The organism is Porphyromonas bobii (assembly GCF_943169685.1).
Classification (GTDB): Bacteria; Bacteroidota; Bacteroidia; order Bacteroidales; family Porphyromonadaceae; genus Porphyromonas; species Porphyromonas pasteri.
In genome coordinates, this window is sequence record NZ_CALPBU010000002.1 from 256,904 (window position 1) to 275,578 (window position 18,675).

The 18,675-nt window shown below is 58.0% G+C and carries 14 protein-coding genes and 1 other RNA gene; 8 read left to right on the forward strand and 7 right to left on the reverse strand.

The window, feature by feature from the left end:
* The first annotated feature begins 127 nt into the window (after nt 1-127).
* The 5 genes from KO088_RS03600 (at nt 128) to KO088_RS03620 (ending at nt 6,202) form a co-directional block, all read left to right on the forward strand.
* Nucleotides 128-448 carry a helix-turn-helix domain-containing protein gene (locus KO088_RS03600; protein WP_044123921.1) on the forward strand — a complete coding sequence of 107 codons (321 nt, stop codon included), beginning with the start codon at nt 128-130 and terminating at the stop codon, nt 446-448.
* Nucleotides 449-451: 3 nt separating this feature from the next.
* Nucleotides 452-1,714 (forward strand): type II toxin-antitoxin system HipA family toxin, encoded by a 1,263-nt coding sequence (locus KO088_RS03605; RefSeq protein WP_215493608.1) that lies wholly within the window; start codon nt 452-454, stop codon nt 1,712-1,714.
* Between the two features lie 138 nt (nt 1,715-1,852).
* Nucleotides 1,853-2,262: a transfer-messenger RNA gene (gene ssrA / locus KO088_RS03610) on the forward strand.
* Nucleotides 2,263-2,392: 130 nt separating this feature from the next.
* Complete coding sequence (locus tag KO088_RS03615; protein WP_215493609.1) at nt 2,393-5,008, forward strand: glycoside hydrolase family 2 protein; 2,616 nt, start codon at nt 2,393-2,395, stop codon at nt 5,006-5,008.
* A 120-nt stretch (nt 5,009-5,128) separates the two neighbouring features.
* Nucleotides 5,129-6,202 carry an AAA family ATPase gene (locus tag KO088_RS03620; protein WP_215493610.1) on the forward strand — a complete coding sequence of 358 codons (1,074 nt, stop codon included), beginning with the start codon at nt 5,129-5,131 and terminating at the stop codon, nt 6,200-6,202.
* Nucleotides 6,203-6,290: 88 nt separating this feature from the next.
* Here the strand turns inward: KO088_RS03620 and KO088_RS03625 are convergent, their stop codons facing one another.
* Nucleotides 6,291-6,572 (reverse strand): hypothetical protein, encoded by a 282-nt coding sequence (locus tag KO088_RS03625; protein ID WP_215493611.1) that lies wholly within the window; start codon nt 6,570-6,572, stop codon nt 6,291-6,293.
* A 312-nt stretch (nt 6,573-6,884) separates the two neighbouring features.
* Between KO088_RS03625 and KO088_RS03630 the strand changes: the two genes are divergently transcribed.
* The 3 genes from KO088_RS03630 (at nt 6,885) to KO088_RS03640 (ending at nt 10,012) form a co-directional block, all read left to right on the forward strand.
* Entirely contained in the window at nt 6,885-7,250 is a 366-nt protein-coding gene (locus KO088_RS03630) for a nucleotide pyrophosphohydrolase (protein WP_215493612.1), read from the forward strand.
* Nucleotides 7,251-7,263: 13 nt separating this feature from the next.
* On the forward strand, nt 7,264-8,139 hold the full coding sequence (deoC, locus tag KO088_RS03635; RefSeq protein WP_215493613.1) for a deoxyribose-phosphate aldolase: 876 nt from the start codon (nt 7,264-7,266) through the stop codon (nt 8,137-8,139).
* A gap of 136 nt (nt 8,140-8,275) precedes the next feature.
* A complete protein-coding gene (locus KO088_RS03640) occupies nt 8,276-10,012 on the forward strand; it encodes a phosphoethanolamine transferase (protein WP_215493614.1) in 1,737 nt (578 codons plus the stop codon).
* Between the two features lie 25 nt (nt 10,013-10,037).
* On the opposite strand, the gene KO088_RS03645 is transcribed toward KO088_RS03640, so the two are convergent.
* The 6 genes from KO088_RS03645 to KO088_RS03670 form a co-directional block, all read right to left on the reverse strand.
* Nucleotides 10,038-10,700, reverse strand: a complete 663-nt coding sequence (locus KO088_RS03645) for a M15 family metallopeptidase (RefSeq protein ID WP_215493615.1) — start codon at nt 10,698-10,700, stop codon at nt 10,038-10,040.
* 264 nt (nt 10,701-10,964) lie between these two features.
* Nucleotides 10,965-12,278, reverse strand: a complete 1,314-nt coding sequence (locus tag KO088_RS03650) for a thioredoxin fold domain-containing protein (RefSeq protein WP_215493616.1) — start codon at nt 12,276-12,278, stop codon at nt 10,965-10,967.
* A gap of 12 nt (nt 12,279-12,290) precedes the next feature.
* Complete coding sequence (locus KO088_RS03655; RefSeq protein ID WP_215493617.1) at nt 12,291-12,752, reverse strand: hypothetical protein; 462 nt, start codon at nt 12,750-12,752, stop codon at nt 12,291-12,293.
* A gap of 14 nt (nt 12,753-12,766) precedes the next feature.
* Nucleotides 12,767-13,474 (reverse strand): fasciclin, encoded by a 708-nt coding sequence (locus tag KO088_RS03660; protein WP_215493618.1) that lies wholly within the window; start codon nt 13,472-13,474, stop codon nt 12,767-12,769.
* Between the two features lie 22 nt (nt 13,475-13,496).
* Nucleotides 13,497-15,044: a RagB/SusD family nutrient uptake outer membrane protein gene (locus KO088_RS03665; RefSeq protein WP_215493619.1), complete on the reverse strand. Its 1,548-nt coding sequence runs from the start codon at nt 15,042-15,044 to the stop codon at nt 13,497-13,499.
* Complete coding sequence (locus tag KO088_RS03670; RefSeq protein ID WP_215493620.1) at nt 15,044-18,514, reverse strand: SusC/RagA family TonB-linked outer membrane protein; 3,471 nt, start codon at nt 18,512-18,514, stop codon at nt 15,044-15,046. Before KO088_RS03670 ends, KO088_RS03665 begins: the two co-directional genes overlap by 1 nt.
* Nucleotides 18,515-18,675 lie beyond the last annotated feature (161 nt).

The following is an 18,675-nucleotide window of genomic DNA, read 5'->3' on the forward strand; positions in this document are numbered from 1 at the left end:
GGTGCTGGGCTCCTTCCGTGCCCTTAGCTCCTTGAAGGGGTGAATATCCGTATAAGCCTTCACTATCAACACATATAATAGATAAGTAAATTGTCTATATTTGCATATAATATGATAGGTTGAGTGTATGGCAAAGAATACGATGGGGACAAAGCTTCCCCGCAAACTGGAGCAGAAGATGCAGATCGTGGGGGAGCAGATCAAGCTCGCCCGACTTCGTCGTAACCTCAGCATTGCTCAGATCGCTGAGCGTGCTACCTGTTCGCCCCTCACGGTCGCTCGTGTCGAGAAGGGATCGCCCTCGGTATCCTTCGGTATCTACGCTCGTGTCCTCTACGCCCTTCAGCTGGAGGATGACCTCCTTCACATAGCGGGTGAAGACGAACTTGGCCGTCGCCTCCAAGATCTCTCCCTTACCCAGCGGCGTCGTGCCAGCAAGAAGGAATAAGCTATGCGTACCCTACTCGTCTATGCCGACTTCGATTGGCTTCCTGCTCCCACCCTCATCGGTGAACTTGGCTACGAATCCCTGCGTGGCACGGATAGTTACAGCTTCCGCTTCAGTGAGGAGTGGCTACAAGCGCACGGCGGGCTATACCTGAGTGCTGATCTCAACAACTACCCAGGCATCCAGTACACCGCCAGCGATCGGGATATCTTTGGTTGCTTCTCTGATGCTCTCCCTGACCGATGGGGGCGCACCCTACACCTCCGTCGGGAGCAGATCTTAGCACGAGAGGAAAAGCGCCCACTGAGACGACTCTCCTCCTTCGACTATCTGCTGGGGATCGATGACTACGCTCGTATGGGAGCCTTACGCTTCAGGGAAGAGGCGGATGGCGACTTCATCAACAGCGCCTCCTCGCTCCGCATCCCTCCCCTGACGGATATACGCACCCTCGAGGCTGCAAGCAAGGAGATCGAGCGCAGTGAACTCGCTAATGAGCTCCCCGACAAACGCTGGATCGTCCAACTCATACAGCCTGGCTCTTCACTCGGGGGAGCGAGGCCTAAGGCGAGTGTCGTAGATACGGACGGCACGCTCTGTATCGCTAAGTTCCCCTCTCGGCGAGATGACTATGACGCGGGGCTATGGGAGCACTTATGCCACCAGCTTGCCACGAGGGCGGGGATCAAAACTGCACGTACTCGAGTCCTCCGATCAGGCGACGAGTACCACACGTTCATCTCCGAGCGCTTTGACCGAGTGGGCGAGGGGAAGCGCATACACTTCGCCTCAGCGATGACCCTCCTTGGACTGCAGGATGGGGACAATGCCTCGAGTGGCTACGGCTACCTCGACATCGTGGACTTCATCCTGAGGCACAGCGGAGACACGGAGCAGAACCTGAGGGATCTGTATCGCCGTGTAGCCTTCAACATCTGTATCGGCAATAGCGATGACCACTTCCGCAACCACGGCTTCCTGCTCACACGTAAGGGGTGGACTCTGTCGCCTGCCTACGACATGAACCCAACGCTTAGCTCCCACCAGAGCCTGCTAATCAATAGCACCACGTCAGAGGCAAACCTCGGTATCTTGCTGGAGGCTTCCGAGGAATATATGCTTCCCCGTGAGGTAGCCCGATCCATCATTGACGAGGTACGCGAAGCACTTGACGATTGGCAAAGTCTTGCCAACCGTCTGGGGATCTCCCAGAGAGAGATCTCTTTCTTTGAAGATCGCTGGGATAGAGGCGTGGAGCTCACGTAAGAGATGAGGTCAGAGGGTGTCCACGTGGGGCCGTGGAGCTCTTCCCCAAGGAGGCTGGGAGGCGTATCTAAAATATAGAGCAAGGCACTCAGCATCAGTGTTCCCACCTTTTCACTATCTTTGCAGTACAGACCTTACGGGGATGACCTGGCTTTGACAGCATGAAGAAGTGGTTTGTAAGCATGTAGTGCAAGGCTTGTGAGCACTCTAATCTCACAGAGCAAAAATTCAACTGGCGAAAATAACTACGCTCTCGCTGCGTAACCGAATAGAGTAGGTTCGACGCTTCATCACGACGACAGACTGTTGTGACGAGACATCACTCAGGTAGCCGTTCTCACCGAGGCGACTTGATCATAGTGGTGCCGGAAAATCGGAGACTGGCCCAATGCTTGCCCTTGGCTTGGGAGTGTATTTAGAGGGATAAGGCACTGCCTATGGTAGCCTCAGTCGCGGGCGGTGCACGAAAACCTAAAGTGAGGATAAACATGTAGAAAGCAGATTAGTTCCATGTTTGGACCGGGGTTCGAACCCCCGCATCTCCACTCATTAAGGATCCGATCAGGCGACAATGGTGGCACCCGCCCCGTTGTCGCCTGATTTCTTTGTATAGACTACCTTTGTCGGAGGTACACTCACTTCTTACTAATCCGTTGCCCCACAAAGTGCCCCACATATATGAACCGATCGCTACACCGTGCGCTCTATAGCTGCGCCCTTGTCCTCCTTACCTTGATGATGTCTCAGACTGCTGCCCTTGCCCTCCCCTCCGATACGCTGACCCTTAGCCGTGGCTGGACCTTCAGCGAACACGGCAGCTCCGAGGTGCATCCTGCGACGGTGCCTGGTGTCGTGCAGCAGGATCTCATCCGTCTCGGCAAGCTCCCCGATCCCTATTACCGCCTCGCAGAGGACTCTATCCAGTGGGTCGGTGAGCGTGACTGGGACTATGCCTGCACCTTCGCCCTCACCGCAGAGCAACTCCAGCGTCCGTCGATTCATCTCCTCTTCGAGGGGCTGGATACCTACGCTTCGGTCTATCTCAATGGGCAGAAGATCCTCGAGGCGGAGAATATGTTCGTAGCGCACGAAGTCGATATCCGCCCGTATGTGAAGGCATCGAACCGCCTGGAGGTGCGCTTCCGTTCGCCTCTCACCGCTGCCCTCCCGCTCTACGAAGCTGCGGGCATCAACTACCCCGCGGACAACGACCATGCGGAGAAGCACCTCTCGGTCTTCACCCGCAAGGCACCCTATCACTACGGCTGGGACTGGGGCGAGCGTATGATCACCATCGGCATCTGGCGCCCTGTGCGAGTGCTCCTGCGTGGGGCGACCTTCTTCGCTGAGCGCCCCGTCGTGACCTATCACCCCGAGCGAAGCCTGCCCATCGAGGTGCGCCTCCCCGAGGGTGCTGTCCGTGGGAGCGAAGCGACGCACCTCAGCTACCGCCTCTATGACGCTACGGGGCGGCTGGTCTTCGAGCGTACAGCACCTCTTGCCGACTTCATCACCCCGACTGAGCGTGGGGGCTTGCACGCTCTGGCTAATCCCCAGCTGTGGTGGCCCAATGGCTTAGGCAAGCCCTACCGCTATAAGGCTCGCTTTGAGCTCCTTGAAGGCGAGCGTGGCCGTGTGCTTGACGTGACGCAGTGCGCTGTCGGGCTACGAACAGTCGAGCTCGTGCGTGAGAAAGATAAGGACGGGCAGAGCTTCTTCTTCCGTGTCAATGGTCAGCCGCTCTTCGCTAAGGGCGCGAACTATATCCCCGGCACCCTGATTCTCCCGAGCCGCACGGAGGCCGATCGCAAGCAGCTCTTCGACGACGTCGCTGGCTCACACTTCAACATGCTCCGCGTATGGGGTGGGGGGACGTACGAGGAAGATGCCTTCTACGACGAAGCCGATGCACGCGGTATCCTCATCTGGCAGGACTTTATGTTCGCCTGCACCGCCTATCCTGGGGATAGCACCTTCCTGAAGAATGTCCAGAGTGAGCTGGTGTACAACATCCGCCGTCTGCGTCAGCACCCCTCGGTGGCGACGTGGTGTGGCAACAATGAGATCCGCGAGGCGCTGAAGTACTGGGGCTGGGCAAAGCGCTACCCGAAGGAGGTGTATGAGAAGTTCTGGCACGACTACGAAGCCCTCTTCTGCAAGCTCATCCCCGAGACGCTGCGTGAGGAAGACCCCCTGCGTCCCTATATCGAGAGTAGCCCCGACACGGTGAACTGGGGTCGCCCACAGGAGATGGGTCTCGGTGAAAGCCACTACTGGGGCGTATGGTACGGCCGTCAGCCCTTCGAGATCCTGCGTGAGCGTATGCCCCGCTTCATGAGCGAATTTGGAGTGCAGTCCTTCCCCATGCTCCCGAGCATCAGTCGCTTTGCCCGCCCTGAGACGGACTACGATCTCGAGAGCGACGTGATGAAGGCGCATCAGAAGAGCAGTATCGGCAATGATGTCATCCTCCACTACATCCGTCAGGACTATCCCGAGCCCCGTGACTTCGCGGACTTCGTCTACCTCTCGCAGGTGATGCAGGGGCGTGGTATCGCTCTCGGCATCCGTGTCCAGCGTGCCGCAGCGCCCTTCTGTATGGGTAGCCTTTACTGGCAGCTCAATGACGCTTGGCCCGCTGTCTCCTGGTCAAGCATCGACTACTATGGCGAGTGGAAGGGCTTGCAGTACGAGGCGAAGCGTGCCTTTGCGCCCATCATCCTCGTGCCCGACACCGCACGGGGCAAGATGCTACTCACCTACGACCCGCTACCTCGCCAGCGTCAGGTACGTCTCACCGCTGAGGTGCGTGACTTCTCGGGTCGCCTCATAAGACGTCATACCTTTGCCCCCGAGACGCTCCCAGCGCGCGAAGTGGGGCGCCTCAAGGTCGAGCTTCCTATGGAGAAGCTCTTCACAAGTGATGCCGAGCGCAACGGAGCCTTCGTGCACTATGAGCTGCGTGATGCACGGACGAAGGCGCTCATCACCGAGCTCACCGACTACGCTGCCCGTACCAAGGAGCTGCGCCTACCTCGCACGAAGGCGGGGGACTTCACGCTCAAGACGACCCGACGTGCTGGTACGCTCTTCATCGATATCCAGAGCAAGACGCTCCTGAAGGACGCTTACATCGACCTCGGGGAGACGGGCTGGCAGCTCTCGGATAACTTCCTCGACATCCTCCCAGGTCGTCGCTACCGTCTGCGTGCTACGCGCCGTCAGAACGCCCCTGCCCGCACGACGACAGCCCTTCCCACCGTCACCCTTCGCTCCATCACGACGGCGGGGTAGGGTAGACTTCCCGATGACTACAAATAGCCCTGAGCCGTCTCTTGTGAGATCGCTCAGGGCTATTCGCTTTAAGAGCCTTATCTTTGTGCGGGCTGGACGGCCCTATCACCCCGATTACAGATGAATAAGAATATCACTCGCATCGCCCTCACCGGCGGCCCTTGCGCAGGCAAGACCACCGCCCTTGCGCAGATCATCGAGCACTTCAGTGACCTCGGTTACCTCGTCTATGCACTCCCCGAGACGCCTACGCTCTTTAGCAATGCGTCGATCAACTTCGGCACGCCCGACCGTCAGTACTTCTACAACATCGAGAAGGCTGTGATGAAGTACCAGCTGCAGATGGAGGATACCTTCCTTGAGCTCGCACATACCGCTCCGCACCCTGTGCTCATTATCTCCGATAGAGGTACGATGGACATCTCGAACTATATCGAGCGCACGATGTGGCAAGCTCTCCTTGACGAGCTGGGTCTCTCGGAGATCAAGCTGCGTGATGCTCGCTACGACGCCGTCATCCATATGGTCACCGCAGCACAAGGCGCAGAGGAATTCTACACGCTGGAGAACAACGCTTCGCGCCACGAGACCGTAGAGGAGGCGCGTGACCTCGATGCTCGCATCCTCAAGGCTTGGACGGGACACCCCCATCTGCATATCGTGGAGAACAATGTGGACTTCCAGGAGAAGATCCGCCACGTCCTGCAAGCCATCCATGAGACGCTGGGCGACGATCCCGCTACCTTCACCGATATCCGCCGTCGCTTCCTCGTGCAGGTGCGCGGTGAGATCCCCTTCGGCGTAGAGACCGACCTCTATCAAGCCTATATCGATATGGAGGACGGCTCGAGTGTCCGCATCCGTAAGCGCGGTCTGCGTGGCAACTACGTCTACTTCATGACACGCAAGAGCCCCATCGAGTCGCAGTCCATCATCACCGAGCGTCAGATCGGCCCCGACGAATATATCTCTTACCTCAACTCCATCCCCTCGCCTGACGACGTACTCGTGCACAAGCTCCGTCGCAACTTCGTCTGGGCAAAGCAGTACTTCGAGGTGGATGACTTCATCGAGCCCAAGCGCGACTACCAGGTCCTCGAGATCTCGTGCGCACCGGATCAGGAGGTGAAGTTCCCTCCCTTCATCGAGGTCCTCAAGGAGGTCACGGGCGACCCCGTCTACGGACGCTTGTAGTCCTTCGCTACTTCCCCATAAGCCATCGGCCCCGCAAGACGTGTGTCTCGCGGGGCCGATGTGGTATCAGATGGGTAGGAGGTACGCCTTAGCAGCAGTAGAGGCTGGCCGTTAAGAAGAGCGTCAGGGCAAGTGTCAGAAGGAGTGTCGTCGGGACGACGATCCAGCGAGACTGACCATACTGCTGGCAGGCGATGAGAGAGAGGATGAGGGAGAGGACGAGTGGCAGGATCACTGCGGCGATGGCGACCCCCATACTCTGGCCCAAGAAGAGCTGATTCATCATCTGCATCGAGAGCGAGATGAAGAATGCCAGCAGCGTGAGGGTGAAGATCACCATCAGCGTGAGGAGGGTTGGTTTGGGGTACACGATAGCTGAGGTATTACGGCGGGCGTTGGTGCTTACAGCAGCGTGCGTCTGTCGGGTTTAGGGAGTGTGTGGGGCTCCCGTATTCTGTGCAATGCCAGGGTCTCTACCCATTGGCTAAGCAAATGTACAAGTATTTTTCTCGACAAGCCCCCACACGCGTGGAGCTAAGTCCCCGAAGGTAGAGCACACTCCCCCTGAGCTGAGCCGTACCGAGGCTATGATGACTACTGGTATTGGCGTATCTTTGTATAGGCTGGAGTGGGCCAAAAGACCTTAGCCCCAGCCGAATTTATCCCCCTTCTCACCCAGCCAATGGACAGCAAACTTACCCTCGGGGAGGCGCAGCGCCTCGTCGACGAATGGATACAGAACTATGGCGTGCGCTACTTCGCACCCCTGACGAATATGGCTATCCTCACCGAGGAGGTCGGCGAAGTGGCTCGCCTGATGTCTCGTCTCTACGGCGAGCAGAGCTTCAAGAAGAGCGACGAAGGCCATAACCTCGGCGACGAACTCGCCGATGTGCTGTGGGTCGTCCTCTGCATAGCCAACCAGACGGGCGTCGACCTCGAGGCAGCCCTCAAGGCAAATATCGAGAAGAAGACCCAGCGGGACAGCGAGCGCCACCGCACCAATCTCAAGCTTGCCCCCGACACCCACCCAGAGACTCAACCATAATACCCACATACTGATGGCAGAAACAAATCAAACTAAGTACACCGAGGCATTCGGTGCTTTCGCCCCTGCTCTCACTGTCGAGGAGCTCGACAGCCGTATCGCTAAGATCCTCGAAGAGCGCTTCGAGAAGAACAATACTCGTGAGGTCAAGAAGTTCCTCCACTCGACGATCGACCTGACGACGCTCTCTGGTACCGATACCGAGGAGAAGGTCGCTCAGCTCGTCGCCTCTGTCAATGACTTCGAGGGCACGGAGGACGTCCCCTCCGTCGCAGCTATCTGCGTCTATCCGAACTTCGTCAAGACCGTCCGCGAAGTCCTCACTGCCGAAGGCGTGCAAGTAGCCTGCGTCAGTGGCTGCTTCCCCGCGTCGCAGAGCTTCCCCGAGGTGAAGATCGCCGAGACGGCACTGGCTATCGCTGCTGGAGCTGACGAGATCGACATCGTCCTCAACCTCGGTGCCTTCCTCGCTGGGGACTACCTCGAAGCCTCGACAGAGATCGAGGAGCAGAAGGCTACGGCTCGTGGTGCACACCTCAAGGTCATCCTCGAGACGGGCGCTCTGCGTGATCCCGAGCTGATCCGTCGTGCCAGCATCCTCGCACTCTTCTCCGGAGCTGACTTCCTCAAGACGTCGACGGGGAAGGAGTTCCCTGGCGCCGACCTGCGTGCTGCCTACATCCTCTGCTCGGTGCTGCGTGAGTACCGTGAGAAGTATGGCGAAGTGCGTGGCGTGAAGTTCAGCGGCGGTATTCGCTCAGCCGAAGAAGCTGTGAAGTACTACTGCATCGTCGAGGCTCTCCTCGGGGAGGAATGGCTGGACAACCGCCTCTTCCGCATCGGGGCAAGTAGTCTCGTGGGGAACCTCCAGCAGGAGATCCTCGGCTAAGCAGCCCTATCATTACCTCTAATATCGCACACAGGCTACCCCGACTCCGCACCAGCGGAGGGGGTAGCCTGTCGTGCTATGTAGGGCATTTTTTGTACGTTTGCCTACCGATAAGCATTTGACAATCCCACCACTTATGGCATTCAATACCTCCTCCTCCGAGGGCTCATTCCTTGGGCGCTACCTGCAGCGCCTCTATAGCCTGCGCTTCTTTGCGCTCCTACTCTTCCTGCTCCAGATGTGGGCTGCAGGAGATTACTACGTAGGGGATGGACGCTGGCCTTACTTCGGAGAGGTCATTTACCAGACGCTGAGCCTCGCTACCTGGGCCTCTATCCCCACGCTCATCATCGCGCTCTTCCCCTATCGCTGGCTGAGGAAGGTGCTGCAGGGCCTCACGATCTTCGCCTATAGCTACCTGCTCCTCTTCGAGTCCTTCCTCGTCTTTTCCTATAGCTCGCTCTATACCGACAGCATCGCGCTGAATATCCTGGCGACGAACCCAGGGGAAGCCTCAGCCTTCTTGGAGAACCTCAACTATAAGGTCTTCCTCCTCCCACTCCTTGTGCTTCTCGTGCTCTTTGCCCTCACCTACGCCCTCACACGTCGCTGGGGGAAGGAAGTGGGTACGTCGCTACGCCGTGGCCTCCTCTTTTGTGGGATGCTCGTGACGCTGCCTATCTCGTGCTTTGTCGTGCGTCCGGCGCAGCTCTCTACGATGAGCTACCTCTATATGGCGCCTGTCGAGCGTATCTACATCGGTACGACGAGCTGTATCGCCGATGCGGAGCTACTGGCCAAGTACAGCGCGAATGCACGCAACTTCGATGTGGGTGCTATCGAGCATACACGTGATATGAAGGGCGTCACCGTCGTGGTCGTCCTCGGCGAATCCATGCGCCGCAACTATATGCACTGCTACGGCTATCCACTGGAGAATACCCCTAAGCAGGACTCCCTTGTCAGGACGGGCGACCTCGTCCTCTTCTCCGATGCCATCTCTTCGGCAGCCTGGACGACGGGCTCGATCTCGCAGAGCATGAGTTTCTACACCCTTGAGGGCCCTGAGAAGGAGTGGTACAAGTACCCCGCACTGCCCCTCGTGCTCTCGAAGGCAGGCTACTATACTTACTGGGTCAGCAATCAGGAGAAGCAGGGCACGGGTATCCAGCCCATCCCCACGCTCGCCTCTACGTCCGATAGCACGCGCTTCGTGCGCATCCGTACGGCTGGTGACTGGAATGCCTCTCCCGATAGCGATATCCTCCCGCTCCTCTTTGACCGCACGAAGACTCCCGCAGGGAAGGATCTCTTTGAGGTCGTGCACCTGATGGGCTCACATACCCCCTATTCCGATCGCTACATCCACGAGAAGGCGCCCTTCACCGTAGACAACCTGCCGAAGACGCTCCCCAACGGGAAGCCTACTCCCTCCGACGCCAAGCGCCGTGGTATCATCTGTGACTATGTGAACTCCATCCACTACAACGACCAGATCGTCGCGCAGATCTTACAGCGCTACAGCCAGACGCCCGCCATCGTCATCTACCTCTCCGACCACGGGCAGGCTGTCTTCGAGAATCCCGAGCGCCCCGACTACTACGAGCATGAGGTATCGCAGGCTGGGCTGATGATCCCCCTTATGGTGTACACTTCGCCTGCTTTGCGTCAGGAGCACCCCGAGATCTACGAGCAGATCGTAGCGGCGAAGGATCGTAAGATTATGACTGACCTCTTGGCGAACTCTATCTGCGGTCTCCTGGGCGTCAAGACGAAGTACTATAACGCACGTCAGGACTTCTTCTCCGGCGAGTACGACAATGCCCGCCGACGCCTGGTGCAGGCATACGACGGGCAGATGCGTGAGTTCTAAGTCTTGTGCGAGTGGGTGCGTGCCCTTAGAAGTCTAAGAGTCGGTAGCGCTTGCGCACCTCCGGCATCGACATACGCTCCTGATAGTGCCACCACTCCTTGTCATAAGGACGTAGGCCCTCGGCACCTAAGAGCCGCTTCATCAGTGCCCTATTCGTAGGGACTTCTGGGGCAAAGACGCCCTTCTTCACTAAAGCCCCTTCATCTCCGAGGTGAGCCTCCTCACCGAAGTGATCGAAGGGGCTTCCCATATCCAGCGATTTGCCTGTGGCATCGACGATGGTGAGGTCCACCGCTACGCCGTAGTTGTGGCGTCCACCCCGCTCGGGTGCGGCGACGTAGATCTTCTTCGGCGTACCTGCCACAGCCTGATACATACGGCGCTGTACGCTCTGTGGGCGTGCGGCATCATAGATGAGGAAGGCATAGCCGGGCTTCTCACGCTCAAGAGCCTGCTGGGCACGGGCAAGTGCGCGTGCCAGATTGGGGTGGAGGTAAGCCTTGCGTAGCGAGCCGTACATATTCGCCCCGATGAAGTTGTCGCGCGTGGCGTACTTCAGCTCGACGCGGATGCGGGGAGCGAGACTGGTGACCTCGACGAGGCCATAGGCCTGCATAAGGGAGTCGAGGTTGCGAGCCGAGAGGCTCGTCGTAGTGAGGAGGAAGAGGGCGAGTAGGAGGCGATACATTGCTTCGTCTATGGAGGGGGGAAATGCGACCAGTACTGGTCGGTGAAGTAACCAGTATAGGTCGGCGATCGGACCAGTACTGGTAACTAATAGTGATCAGTACTGGTCGAAGCAGTGACCAGTAGTGGTTGAAAATGTCCCCTCCGTGAGACGCTGATTAGCAGCACGCTATGTGGGGATGTCGGGTGCAAAGATAAGAGGAAGCCCCGAGAGTCACGAGCGGACTCTCGGGGCTTCCCCTATGATGTAGTCGTCAGGTGCGGCTTACTTCTCGAGGAGCTCGAGGGTAGAGAGCTTGTAGACGACAGAGGCCTGGATCATCTGCTGGGCCTGCTCAGCAGCACCCATCTGAAGTGATTCGCCATAAGCCTGGTTGTAGTACTCACGTGCCTGCTTGTAGTCCTTCAGCTCGCGGTAGGAGTCCCCGACCATGACGAGGAAGTTGATCTTATTCATCAGGGTCGTTTCGTTGGGGATAGCCTTCTGGAGCCAAGCGATAGCCTGCTTGTGGTCAGCGGCCGTGAGCTTCTTGCCAGCAGCGTTGTAGAGGGACTGAGCAGCGATACCGTAGTCAGCAGCGTTGGCGTCTTCGCCGAGGCCATTGAGGTAGCTGGACATGAGCTTGATGTACTGGGGCACATCCTTGTTCTTGTAGATAGCGAAGAGCGCACCGTAGTAGTCGACGGACTTTTGGTAAGGCGTGACGGTCTTGAACTTGATCACGTCGTAGGCCTTCTTGTAGTCCGTGCGGATCTTCTCGAGGTACGTCTTGTAGGACTCGTCGCCCTTCTTGACGAGGTCGAGCATACGCTCATCGTTCTTCTCGATGACGTAGTAGGCAGCGGGCTCACCGACAGCAGCGATCCATGCGTCGAGGTTGGAGTTGATGTACTCGACGACACGTGCTACTTCGTCAGCGTCATCACCACCGAGGTTGCTGATGATCAGGTAGTCCTTCTTGTTGATGAGGCTGTTGTCAGCCATCTTCTTCGCGAGGTAGTCCTTGTAGAGCTTGCGGACACGTACGACCCACTTCTCAGCGTCCATGCCGTCCTGCGTGGTGAGGAAGCGTGGGGCGATGGTCAGCAGCTCCTGCTGGATCTTCAGGTCATTGGGCTGTGCGCGGTGCTCCTTATAGAGCTCTTCGAAGCCCTTGACCTCACCGATAGCAGTCTTACCCATCTCGAGCAGCTCATCGGCCTTCATGAAGCCGACGTTGATCTGGATAGCCTTGCCGTCGGGAGCGATGATCCCGAGGGTGGGGAAGGCCTCGACCTTGTACTTCTTAGCGATCTCGACGTTCTCGGGAGCCTCGGCATCCATCTGGAGGTTGACGAACTTCTCGTTGAAGAACTTCCCGACCTCGGGCTGCGTGAAGATGGTCTTCTCCATCTTCTTACAGGGTACACACCAGGTAGCGTAGAAGTCTACGAAGAGAGGCTTGTTCTGGCGCTGAGCTTCAGCGAGGGCTTCGGCGAAAGTCCCTTTGAAGAAGCGTATGCCCGCCTCCTGAGCGGAGACGAAGGAGAAAGCGAGGAGAGCTACGACCAGAGAGGTCACATACTTGAGGTATCTCATAGGGAGCGTGTATTAGGCAGCGTCTTGGATAATGAAGGTGAAGAGGCCACGGAGCTCACGGCTGTAGCCTTCGTTGTAGACCCGTAGATTGACGGTATAGCGCCCATTGGGGAGGTTCTGCACCGCGGCGGGGAAGAGGTTGATGGTACCGCCATTGACGGTGATCGTACCTTCCTTGACAGCGGCAGCGAACTTCTCGGCATCGCCCCCATCAGCGACATCGACGCTGAGGAACTCATAGTTCACGGGGTTCGTGCCGGAGACACCCTGGATACGCTGGGAGGTCCAGGGGGCGGGATAGGTTTGGGTCAAGCTATGGGGATCGTCATCGTCGACCGTGCGGTAGACGTTGAGTTCCTTAGCGGAGAATGTGGCGTGCGTCGCATCGAGGTAGCCCACGGGCATCTTGCGGCAAGAGGGCAGCGCAAGGGCGAGGATCACGAGGAGCAGGCCATATATAGATCTTGCAGTCATCGGATGAAAAGGGTTTAGAAGTCCGTAGGCGTGAAGTCGTACTGGAGCGAGTGGACGACACCCGTACGTGTCTGGATATCGTGTGAAGCGATATCACGTGAGATGCTGGTCGTGGGGGAGACGATGTGCAGGCGGTTCGCCCCTGAGCCTGCTACCCCTGCGTAGGTGTCGCGGAAGGTGTAGAGCCAGAGCTGCTTGCCCGAGGCCATCGTGTAGGTCTTACCCCCCGTACCGATGGTGCTCCCGTCAGCAGCCTTACGCCCTGCGGGGAAGTCCTCGAGGAGGAGCTTCTCTTGTGGGATGACGCAGTCGAGGATGATGCTGCGGCACGTAGCCACGCTCATACGGTCGATGAGCTTCATCGTCTCCTCGTCGGTGAGCGTGCTGGGATCGACGGCATCAGCGGGAGAGGTGCCGTCCTCATTGATACCATAGGTACGGTAGAGGTAGCGGCGGATGCTGTGGTTCGTGATCCCGAGGAAGGTGATGTTCGGGCCATACTGCGTGTTCGTCCCCTGGAAGAGGTCTTCGAGGCCGGCACGCTTGGTCATATAGACGAGGTAGCTCCAGTTGTAGCTATCAGTCTGGAAGTACTCCCACATCGTCGTGTCGTGGTAGGACGTAGCCTTGCCCGTCTCGATGAAGTCATACTTCGTACACGAGGAGAAGAGGCTGAGGACGAGTAGTGCGAGCAGATATATTGGATGCTTGATCGTACGCATAACGGATAGATCTTAGAGGGTACTACATGTAGCGGAACCAGTAGGGACGCTGCAGGATGAGGCCGTTGATGACCTTACCATCCTTGTCGCGCTGGGCGCTCGATGGGATAGGCAGGCAGAGGGCACCACCAGCGATATCCGCCGTGGAGAGCGTGGGGAACTTACCCGTGAGCTCAGTCTTGACGTAGCCGTTGCGCAGGATATCGTAGTAGCGGGTATCATTCTCGAGGATGAACTCACGCTCGCGCTCACGGAAGATGGCCTTCTTCAGGTCGCTCTCACCCGAGGCGGGATAGGTCTTCGCACCAGCACGTGAGCGGATCTTATTGAGGTCCGAGATCGCCGTGGAGGTGTCGCCCAGCTTATTCGCACACTCGGCGCGAAGCAGGTAGACATCTGCCAGACGCCAGTAGACGTAGTTGGCATTGATGCTGAGGAAGCTCTTGCCAGACTCAGCGCTCTGGTCGATAGCGAAGACTGCGTTGCGGAACTTGTAGGGCACAGCGTAGCTCACGCCCGATACCGTGTGGTCGGTATTGAACTCATAGAAGAAGGCCGTACGGCGAGCGTCATTCGCATCGGGATAGAGCTTCTGGATGGTGGACTTCTTCAGGCGGAAGGAAGCCTGTGCCAGGTCCCCTTCGGTCAGTGTGCTATTGACAGGCCACGTAGCGAAGAGGTTGGCGACTTCATTCTTAGAGGTCGACTCATTGCCACGGCTCTTATCGTAGACGAGGGAGAAGATCTCCTCGGGGTTCGTAGCACTGGGGTCAGAGAGGAGCTGACAGAGTTCCTCGGGAGTCGATACAAGGCTGTAGGTACCGACCTCGCCGTTGATGACCTTAGAGGCATACTCGACGCTCTTGCGGTAGGCCTCAGTAGCGTCTACTGAAGACTCGCCGTAGAGCTCGGCCATGCTCCCCTTCCAGGCATAGAGGTGCGCCAGAAGTGTGGCGCTATTCCCCTTGCTACCGTACTGCTTGGAGGCGGGTACGTTACCGGAAGTCGTGCGGAGCTTGTCGTAGGTAGGCAGGAGCTCGAAGGCCTTGAGGGCATGCTCGATACCTGCGTCGACGACCTGCTGCTGCGTAGAGAGGCCGTAGGTCTTCAGGTCCTTAGCGTTCTCCGTGATGACCGCCTGACCATAGGCACGGGAGAGCATGAAGTAGCCGAAGCCGAGAGCGAAGTGTGCCTGACCAGCGTGGTAGGCGTAGCGCTCTTCGGAGAGGCCTTCGGTCTTGTCGATATTATCCAGCAGGAGGTTCGCCTCGAAGATCATACGATAGACGTACTCCCAGTCGGCGGAAGCCTGGATGATACTACGAGGATTCCCCTCGCGGAGCTGCCCATCGTCCTGCGTCTCGTCCGCAAGGAGGCCGACCTTCGTCAGAGGCGTGAAGGCGTCCATGCAGTTGTCGAGGTAGAAGTGGATGGTGCTCGTCGTCGTATTGAGCTCAGCCTCTGTGGAGAATGCATTGCTATAAGTGATGGCATTCTCGGGCGTCAGGTCCAGCTTACAGGAGGAAGCCAGGAGCGTGAGCGCCAGGGCGGGAAGGATATAGCGTTTCATTAGAACTTCAGATTGAGACCAAGCGTAAGCTTGCGGTTGAGGGGGTACATACGGCCCGTGTCCTTACCCGTAGCAGGGTCGACGATCTCGGGATCAAGCCCAGAGTAGTTCGTCAAGAGGAGGAGGTTCTCACCAGCGAAGTAGATACGCACATCCTTCATGCGGAGGCGCTTCGTCCACGTTTCGGGGAGAGAGTAAGAGAGGCTCAGCTGCTTGAGGCGGAGGTAGCTCACACGCTCGATGTTGGTATCGATGTCGCCATCGAACTGACCCGTGTAGCCGTCATCAGCGAACTCGAGTGAGGGATACTCGGTCTTGTCGCCAGGATTCTGCCAGAAGGTAGCGCGGGAGAAGTCGTTCATCACGACGCCGAACTTCTTATTGAAGAGGAAGGCACCGTTCTTCACCATGTTCATCATGCGCTGGTCGATCGTATAGGTCAGCAGCACATTCAGAGCGAGACGCTTGTAGGTGAAGGTATTCGTGATACCCCCGTAGGCCTTGGGCAGTGCGCTACCAGCGTAGTAGATGTCTTCGCTGTTGATGTAGCCGTCGCCGTTCTGGTCCTTGATCTTACGACCACCGACACGCAGTGGGTAAGCGAGCGAACCGAAGGAGAGGGGTACACGTAGACCCGTCTGGTCGTAGTAGTAGGGGATAGCAGACTCGTCCTGTACGAGGCCTTCATCCTTGTAGGTGTAGATACCATAGATGGGGCGGCCGAGTACCTTGTCGCCGAGGTCCTTGCCGTCGTAAGAGGCGAGGAAGCGGTTCCAGTTGCGAGCGATATTGAAGCGGAGGTTCCAAGAGAAGTCCTTGCGGCGCATGATGTCAGCCGAGAGGTCCAGCTCAAGACCTTCGTTGGAGATAGCCGAAGCGTTCGTCCAGGTCGTCTTCGAGATGAAGAAGTTACCTGGGGTGGGCACCTGCATCAGCAGGTCATAGGAGTGCTTGTAGTAGTAGTCTACCTTGACCTTGAAGCGGTAGTTGAAGAGGTCGAGGTCGAGACCGAGGTCATACTGGTCGCTCTTCTCCCACGTCAGGTGGCTATTGGCCATAGCGCTGGGCTGGAGACCGGGCTGACCGAGGAAGGAGTTCGACTCTTCCATCAGACCGTGGGCGAGGTAGGCTTCCTGGAACTTCTGACCGCTCTTACCCCATGAGGCACGGATCTTACCGAAGCTGAGGAACCAGAAGTCCTTCATGAACTGCTCCTTGGAGAAGGCCCATGCGGCACCGAGAGAGGGGAAGGCTGCCCAGCGGACGTCACGGCCGAAGACCGACGAGCCGTCGTAGCGGAGTGAAGCCTCGAGCATGTAGCGCTTGTCGAAGTTGTAGGCGACACGACCGAGGTAGCTGAGCATGATCTGCTCCTGACGGTCGGTCGTCACGCGCTGGAGGTATTCGTCACGACCCTCTACGTTGCGAGCTTGTGGCCAGCCATCACCGATCTCATAGATCTTGTTGGTAGGACCACCAGCAGCCTTACCCTTGATGTTCTCCATCAGGTCGTAGGTCGTGGTCATCCCTGCCATGAGGTCGAAGTTGTGACGGTCACGCAGGTTGAAGCGGTAGGAGAGGATGTTTTCCCACTGGATCATGGCGACCATCGAGCGAGAGGCTTCGACGGAGGAGAGGTTGTTGCTGTTGAGGTAGGAGGGGCGGAAGACGTGGTTGTTAGAGAAGTACGCGTCACCCGAAGCGGAGGTAGCGAACTTCAGCCCAGCGATGGGGGTGTAGTCGATACCGACGGAGAGACGGGCGTTGAACATCCCGTTGCGGGCACGTACATCACGGATCTTCTGCAGGGTGAGCTGCTCAGCGATAGAGCCACGGCCTGGGTAGACCGTGGGCGTTTCCTTAGGGTCGACGTCGAGCCCCTGGATGTTGGTGCCGCTGATAGCTTGCTGCTTGTTGTACGCGAGGTTGAGGCGCGTGAAGGCGTTGACCTTAGGCGTGAGGCGCAGGTCAAGGTTCGAGAGGAAGCTGAGGCGCTTGAAGCCTGAGTTGATCTGGATACCGCGCTCGTCATAGAGCCCCGTGCTGACGAGGTAGCGCACGTTGTCGTTCCCCCCAGAGGCGTAGAAGTCACCCGAGGTCACGCGGCCTACCTGGAAGATGTACTTCCACCAGTTCGTGTCATTGTTATAGAAGGTATTCAGCGAGTCCTGTGCGGAGGCGGGGGGCTGGTTGTCCTTCGTCAGTACATTCCCGTTACCCCAGAAGTAGTCGTAAGCCCCGTCAAGGGTAGGCTCCCAGCCGTAGGATTCCCCATAGCGGCGGGGGAGGATGTAGCGGTTGGTCGTATAGTCGTTGTGACCGATACGCTGGTGCTGTGCGAGGATGTTGTGCACACGACGCTCTCCGTGACCACGCATCTGCAGAGGCGTGGAGGGGAGGAAGGAGATGGACTGTGAGAAGTTCAGGCCGAACTCTGCCTTGCCCGACTTACCCTTCTTCGTCGTGATGAGCACGACACCGTTACCCGAGCGTGAGCCGTAGAGCGAAGCGGAGGCAGCGTCCTTCAGCACTTCGACCGACTCGATGGTCGAGGGGTCAAGACCAGCTAAGGCGTTGATACCACCGGTAGACTCAGCAGAGACCTTCGAGAGAGGCACTCCGTCGACGACGAAGAGAGGCGAGCCGTCGTTGATACCCTGGTCGTTGAGCGAACTGATACCGCGGATGTTGATGCGCGTACCGCCACCACCAGGCGAGCCCGACTGGTTCGTCACCGACAGCCCCGACATCTGCCCCTGTAGTAGGGACTGGAGGCTGGGTGCGGGAGCGTCCTTGAGCTGGTCTGCTTTGATCGAGCTGACAGCCCCGACGAGCTCCTGCGTATTGCGTCGGCCGTAAGCGATGACGGTGACACCGTCGAGTGACTTGACGTTCTCCTTCAGGACAACCGTCACGGGCTGTCCTGCGGTGAAGGTGGCGCTATTGTCGTAGTAGCCGACGTAGCTTATCTGGAGCTCGCCCGAGGCCTTGTCGGTATTGATGGTGAAAGCGCCATCGATGCCCGTCTGGGCGCCGAGCTTCGTGCCCTTGATGCGGACGCTGGCTCCGATGATACCTTCGCCACGAGAGTCCTTGACGACCCCAGTGACTTGGCCCTTAGCGGTAGCCTGCTGCTGTGGGCGGAAGATACGGATGGTCTTGCCGTCAACAGCGAAGATAAATGGAGTGCCCTTGAGCAGGCCTTCGACCGCCTTCTCGGGAGTTACCTCGTCGAAGGAGACGGTGGCTTTGTAGCCTGCGGTACGAAGCTCAGGCTCATACTCAATCTTGTAGCCTGAGTTCTGGGCGATGAAGTCGAGGATAGAGGCGATGTCCTTGTCTTTGAAGGAGACCGAGACGGTCGGCGTCGCAGGGGTCTGGCACCAGCCCTCAGTGGGGGTGGAGAGTCCCAGCGCACACAGGCAAAGCCCGAGGGCCAGACGCCGGCGTATTCTTAATGGTTGTCGCATGGAGGATAGGTATAGGTATGACTTATCTATCGAGGTGTAGGGATATATCAGAGGCGCTGCGGTGTGTGTGGTGCTGACGCAGCGACTCTCAGAGCCCGTGAGAGAGGGCCCTGAGAGTCTACTGTCGGAGTCAGCTGTGCTTGCGCATATTGATATGTATA

Excerpts from the sequence above, each read along its gene's own strand:
- KO088_RS03600 (WP_044123921.1), top strand. The coding sequence starts at position 128 with ATGGCAAAGAATACGATGGGGACAAAGCTTCCCCGCAAACTGGAGCAG.
- KO088_RS03605 (WP_215493608.1), top strand. The coding sequence starts at position 452 with ATGCGTACCCTACTCGTCTATGCCGACTTCGATTGGCTTCCTGCTCCC.
- KO088_RS03615 (WP_215493609.1), top strand. The coding sequence starts at position 2,393 with ATGAACCGATCGCTACACCGTGCGCTCTATAGCTGCGCCCTTGTCCTC.
- KO088_RS03620 (WP_215493610.1), top strand. The coding sequence starts at position 5,129 with ATGAATAAGAATATCACTCGCATCGCCCTCACCGGCGGCCCTTGCGCA.
- KO088_RS03630 (WP_215493612.1), top strand. The coding sequence starts at position 6,885 with ATGGACAGCAAACTTACCCTCGGGGAGGCGCAGCGCCTCGTCGACGAA.
- deoC (WP_215493613.1), top strand. The coding sequence starts at position 7,264 with ATGGCAGAAACAAATCAAACTAAGTACACCGAGGCATTCGGTGCTTTC.
- KO088_RS03640 (WP_215493614.1), top strand. The coding sequence starts at position 8,276 with ATGGCATTCAATACCTCCTCCTCCGAGGGCTCATTCCTTGGGCGCTAC.
- KO088_RS03645 (WP_215493615.1), bottom strand. The coding sequence starts at position 10,700 with ATGTATCGCCTCCTACTCGCCCTCTTCCTCCTCACTACGACGAGCCTC.
- KO088_RS03650 (WP_215493616.1), bottom strand. The coding sequence starts at position 12,278 with ATGAGATACCTCAAGTATGTGACCTCTCTGGTCGTAGCTCTCCTCGCT.
- KO088_RS03655 (WP_215493617.1), bottom strand. The coding sequence starts at position 12,752 with ATGACTGCAAGATCTATATATGGCCTGCTCCTCGTGATCCTCGCCCTT.
- KO088_RS03660 (WP_215493618.1), bottom strand. The coding sequence starts at position 13,474 with ATGCGTACGATCAAGCATCCAATATATCTGCTCGCACTACTCGTCCTC.
- KO088_RS03665 (WP_215493619.1), bottom strand. The coding sequence starts at position 15,044 with ATGAAACGCTATATCCTTCCCGCCCTGGCGCTCACGCTCCTGGCTTCC.
- KO088_RS03670 (WP_215493620.1), bottom strand. The coding sequence starts at position 18,514 with ATGCGACAACCATTAAGAATACGCCGGCGTCTGGCCCTCGGGCTTTGC.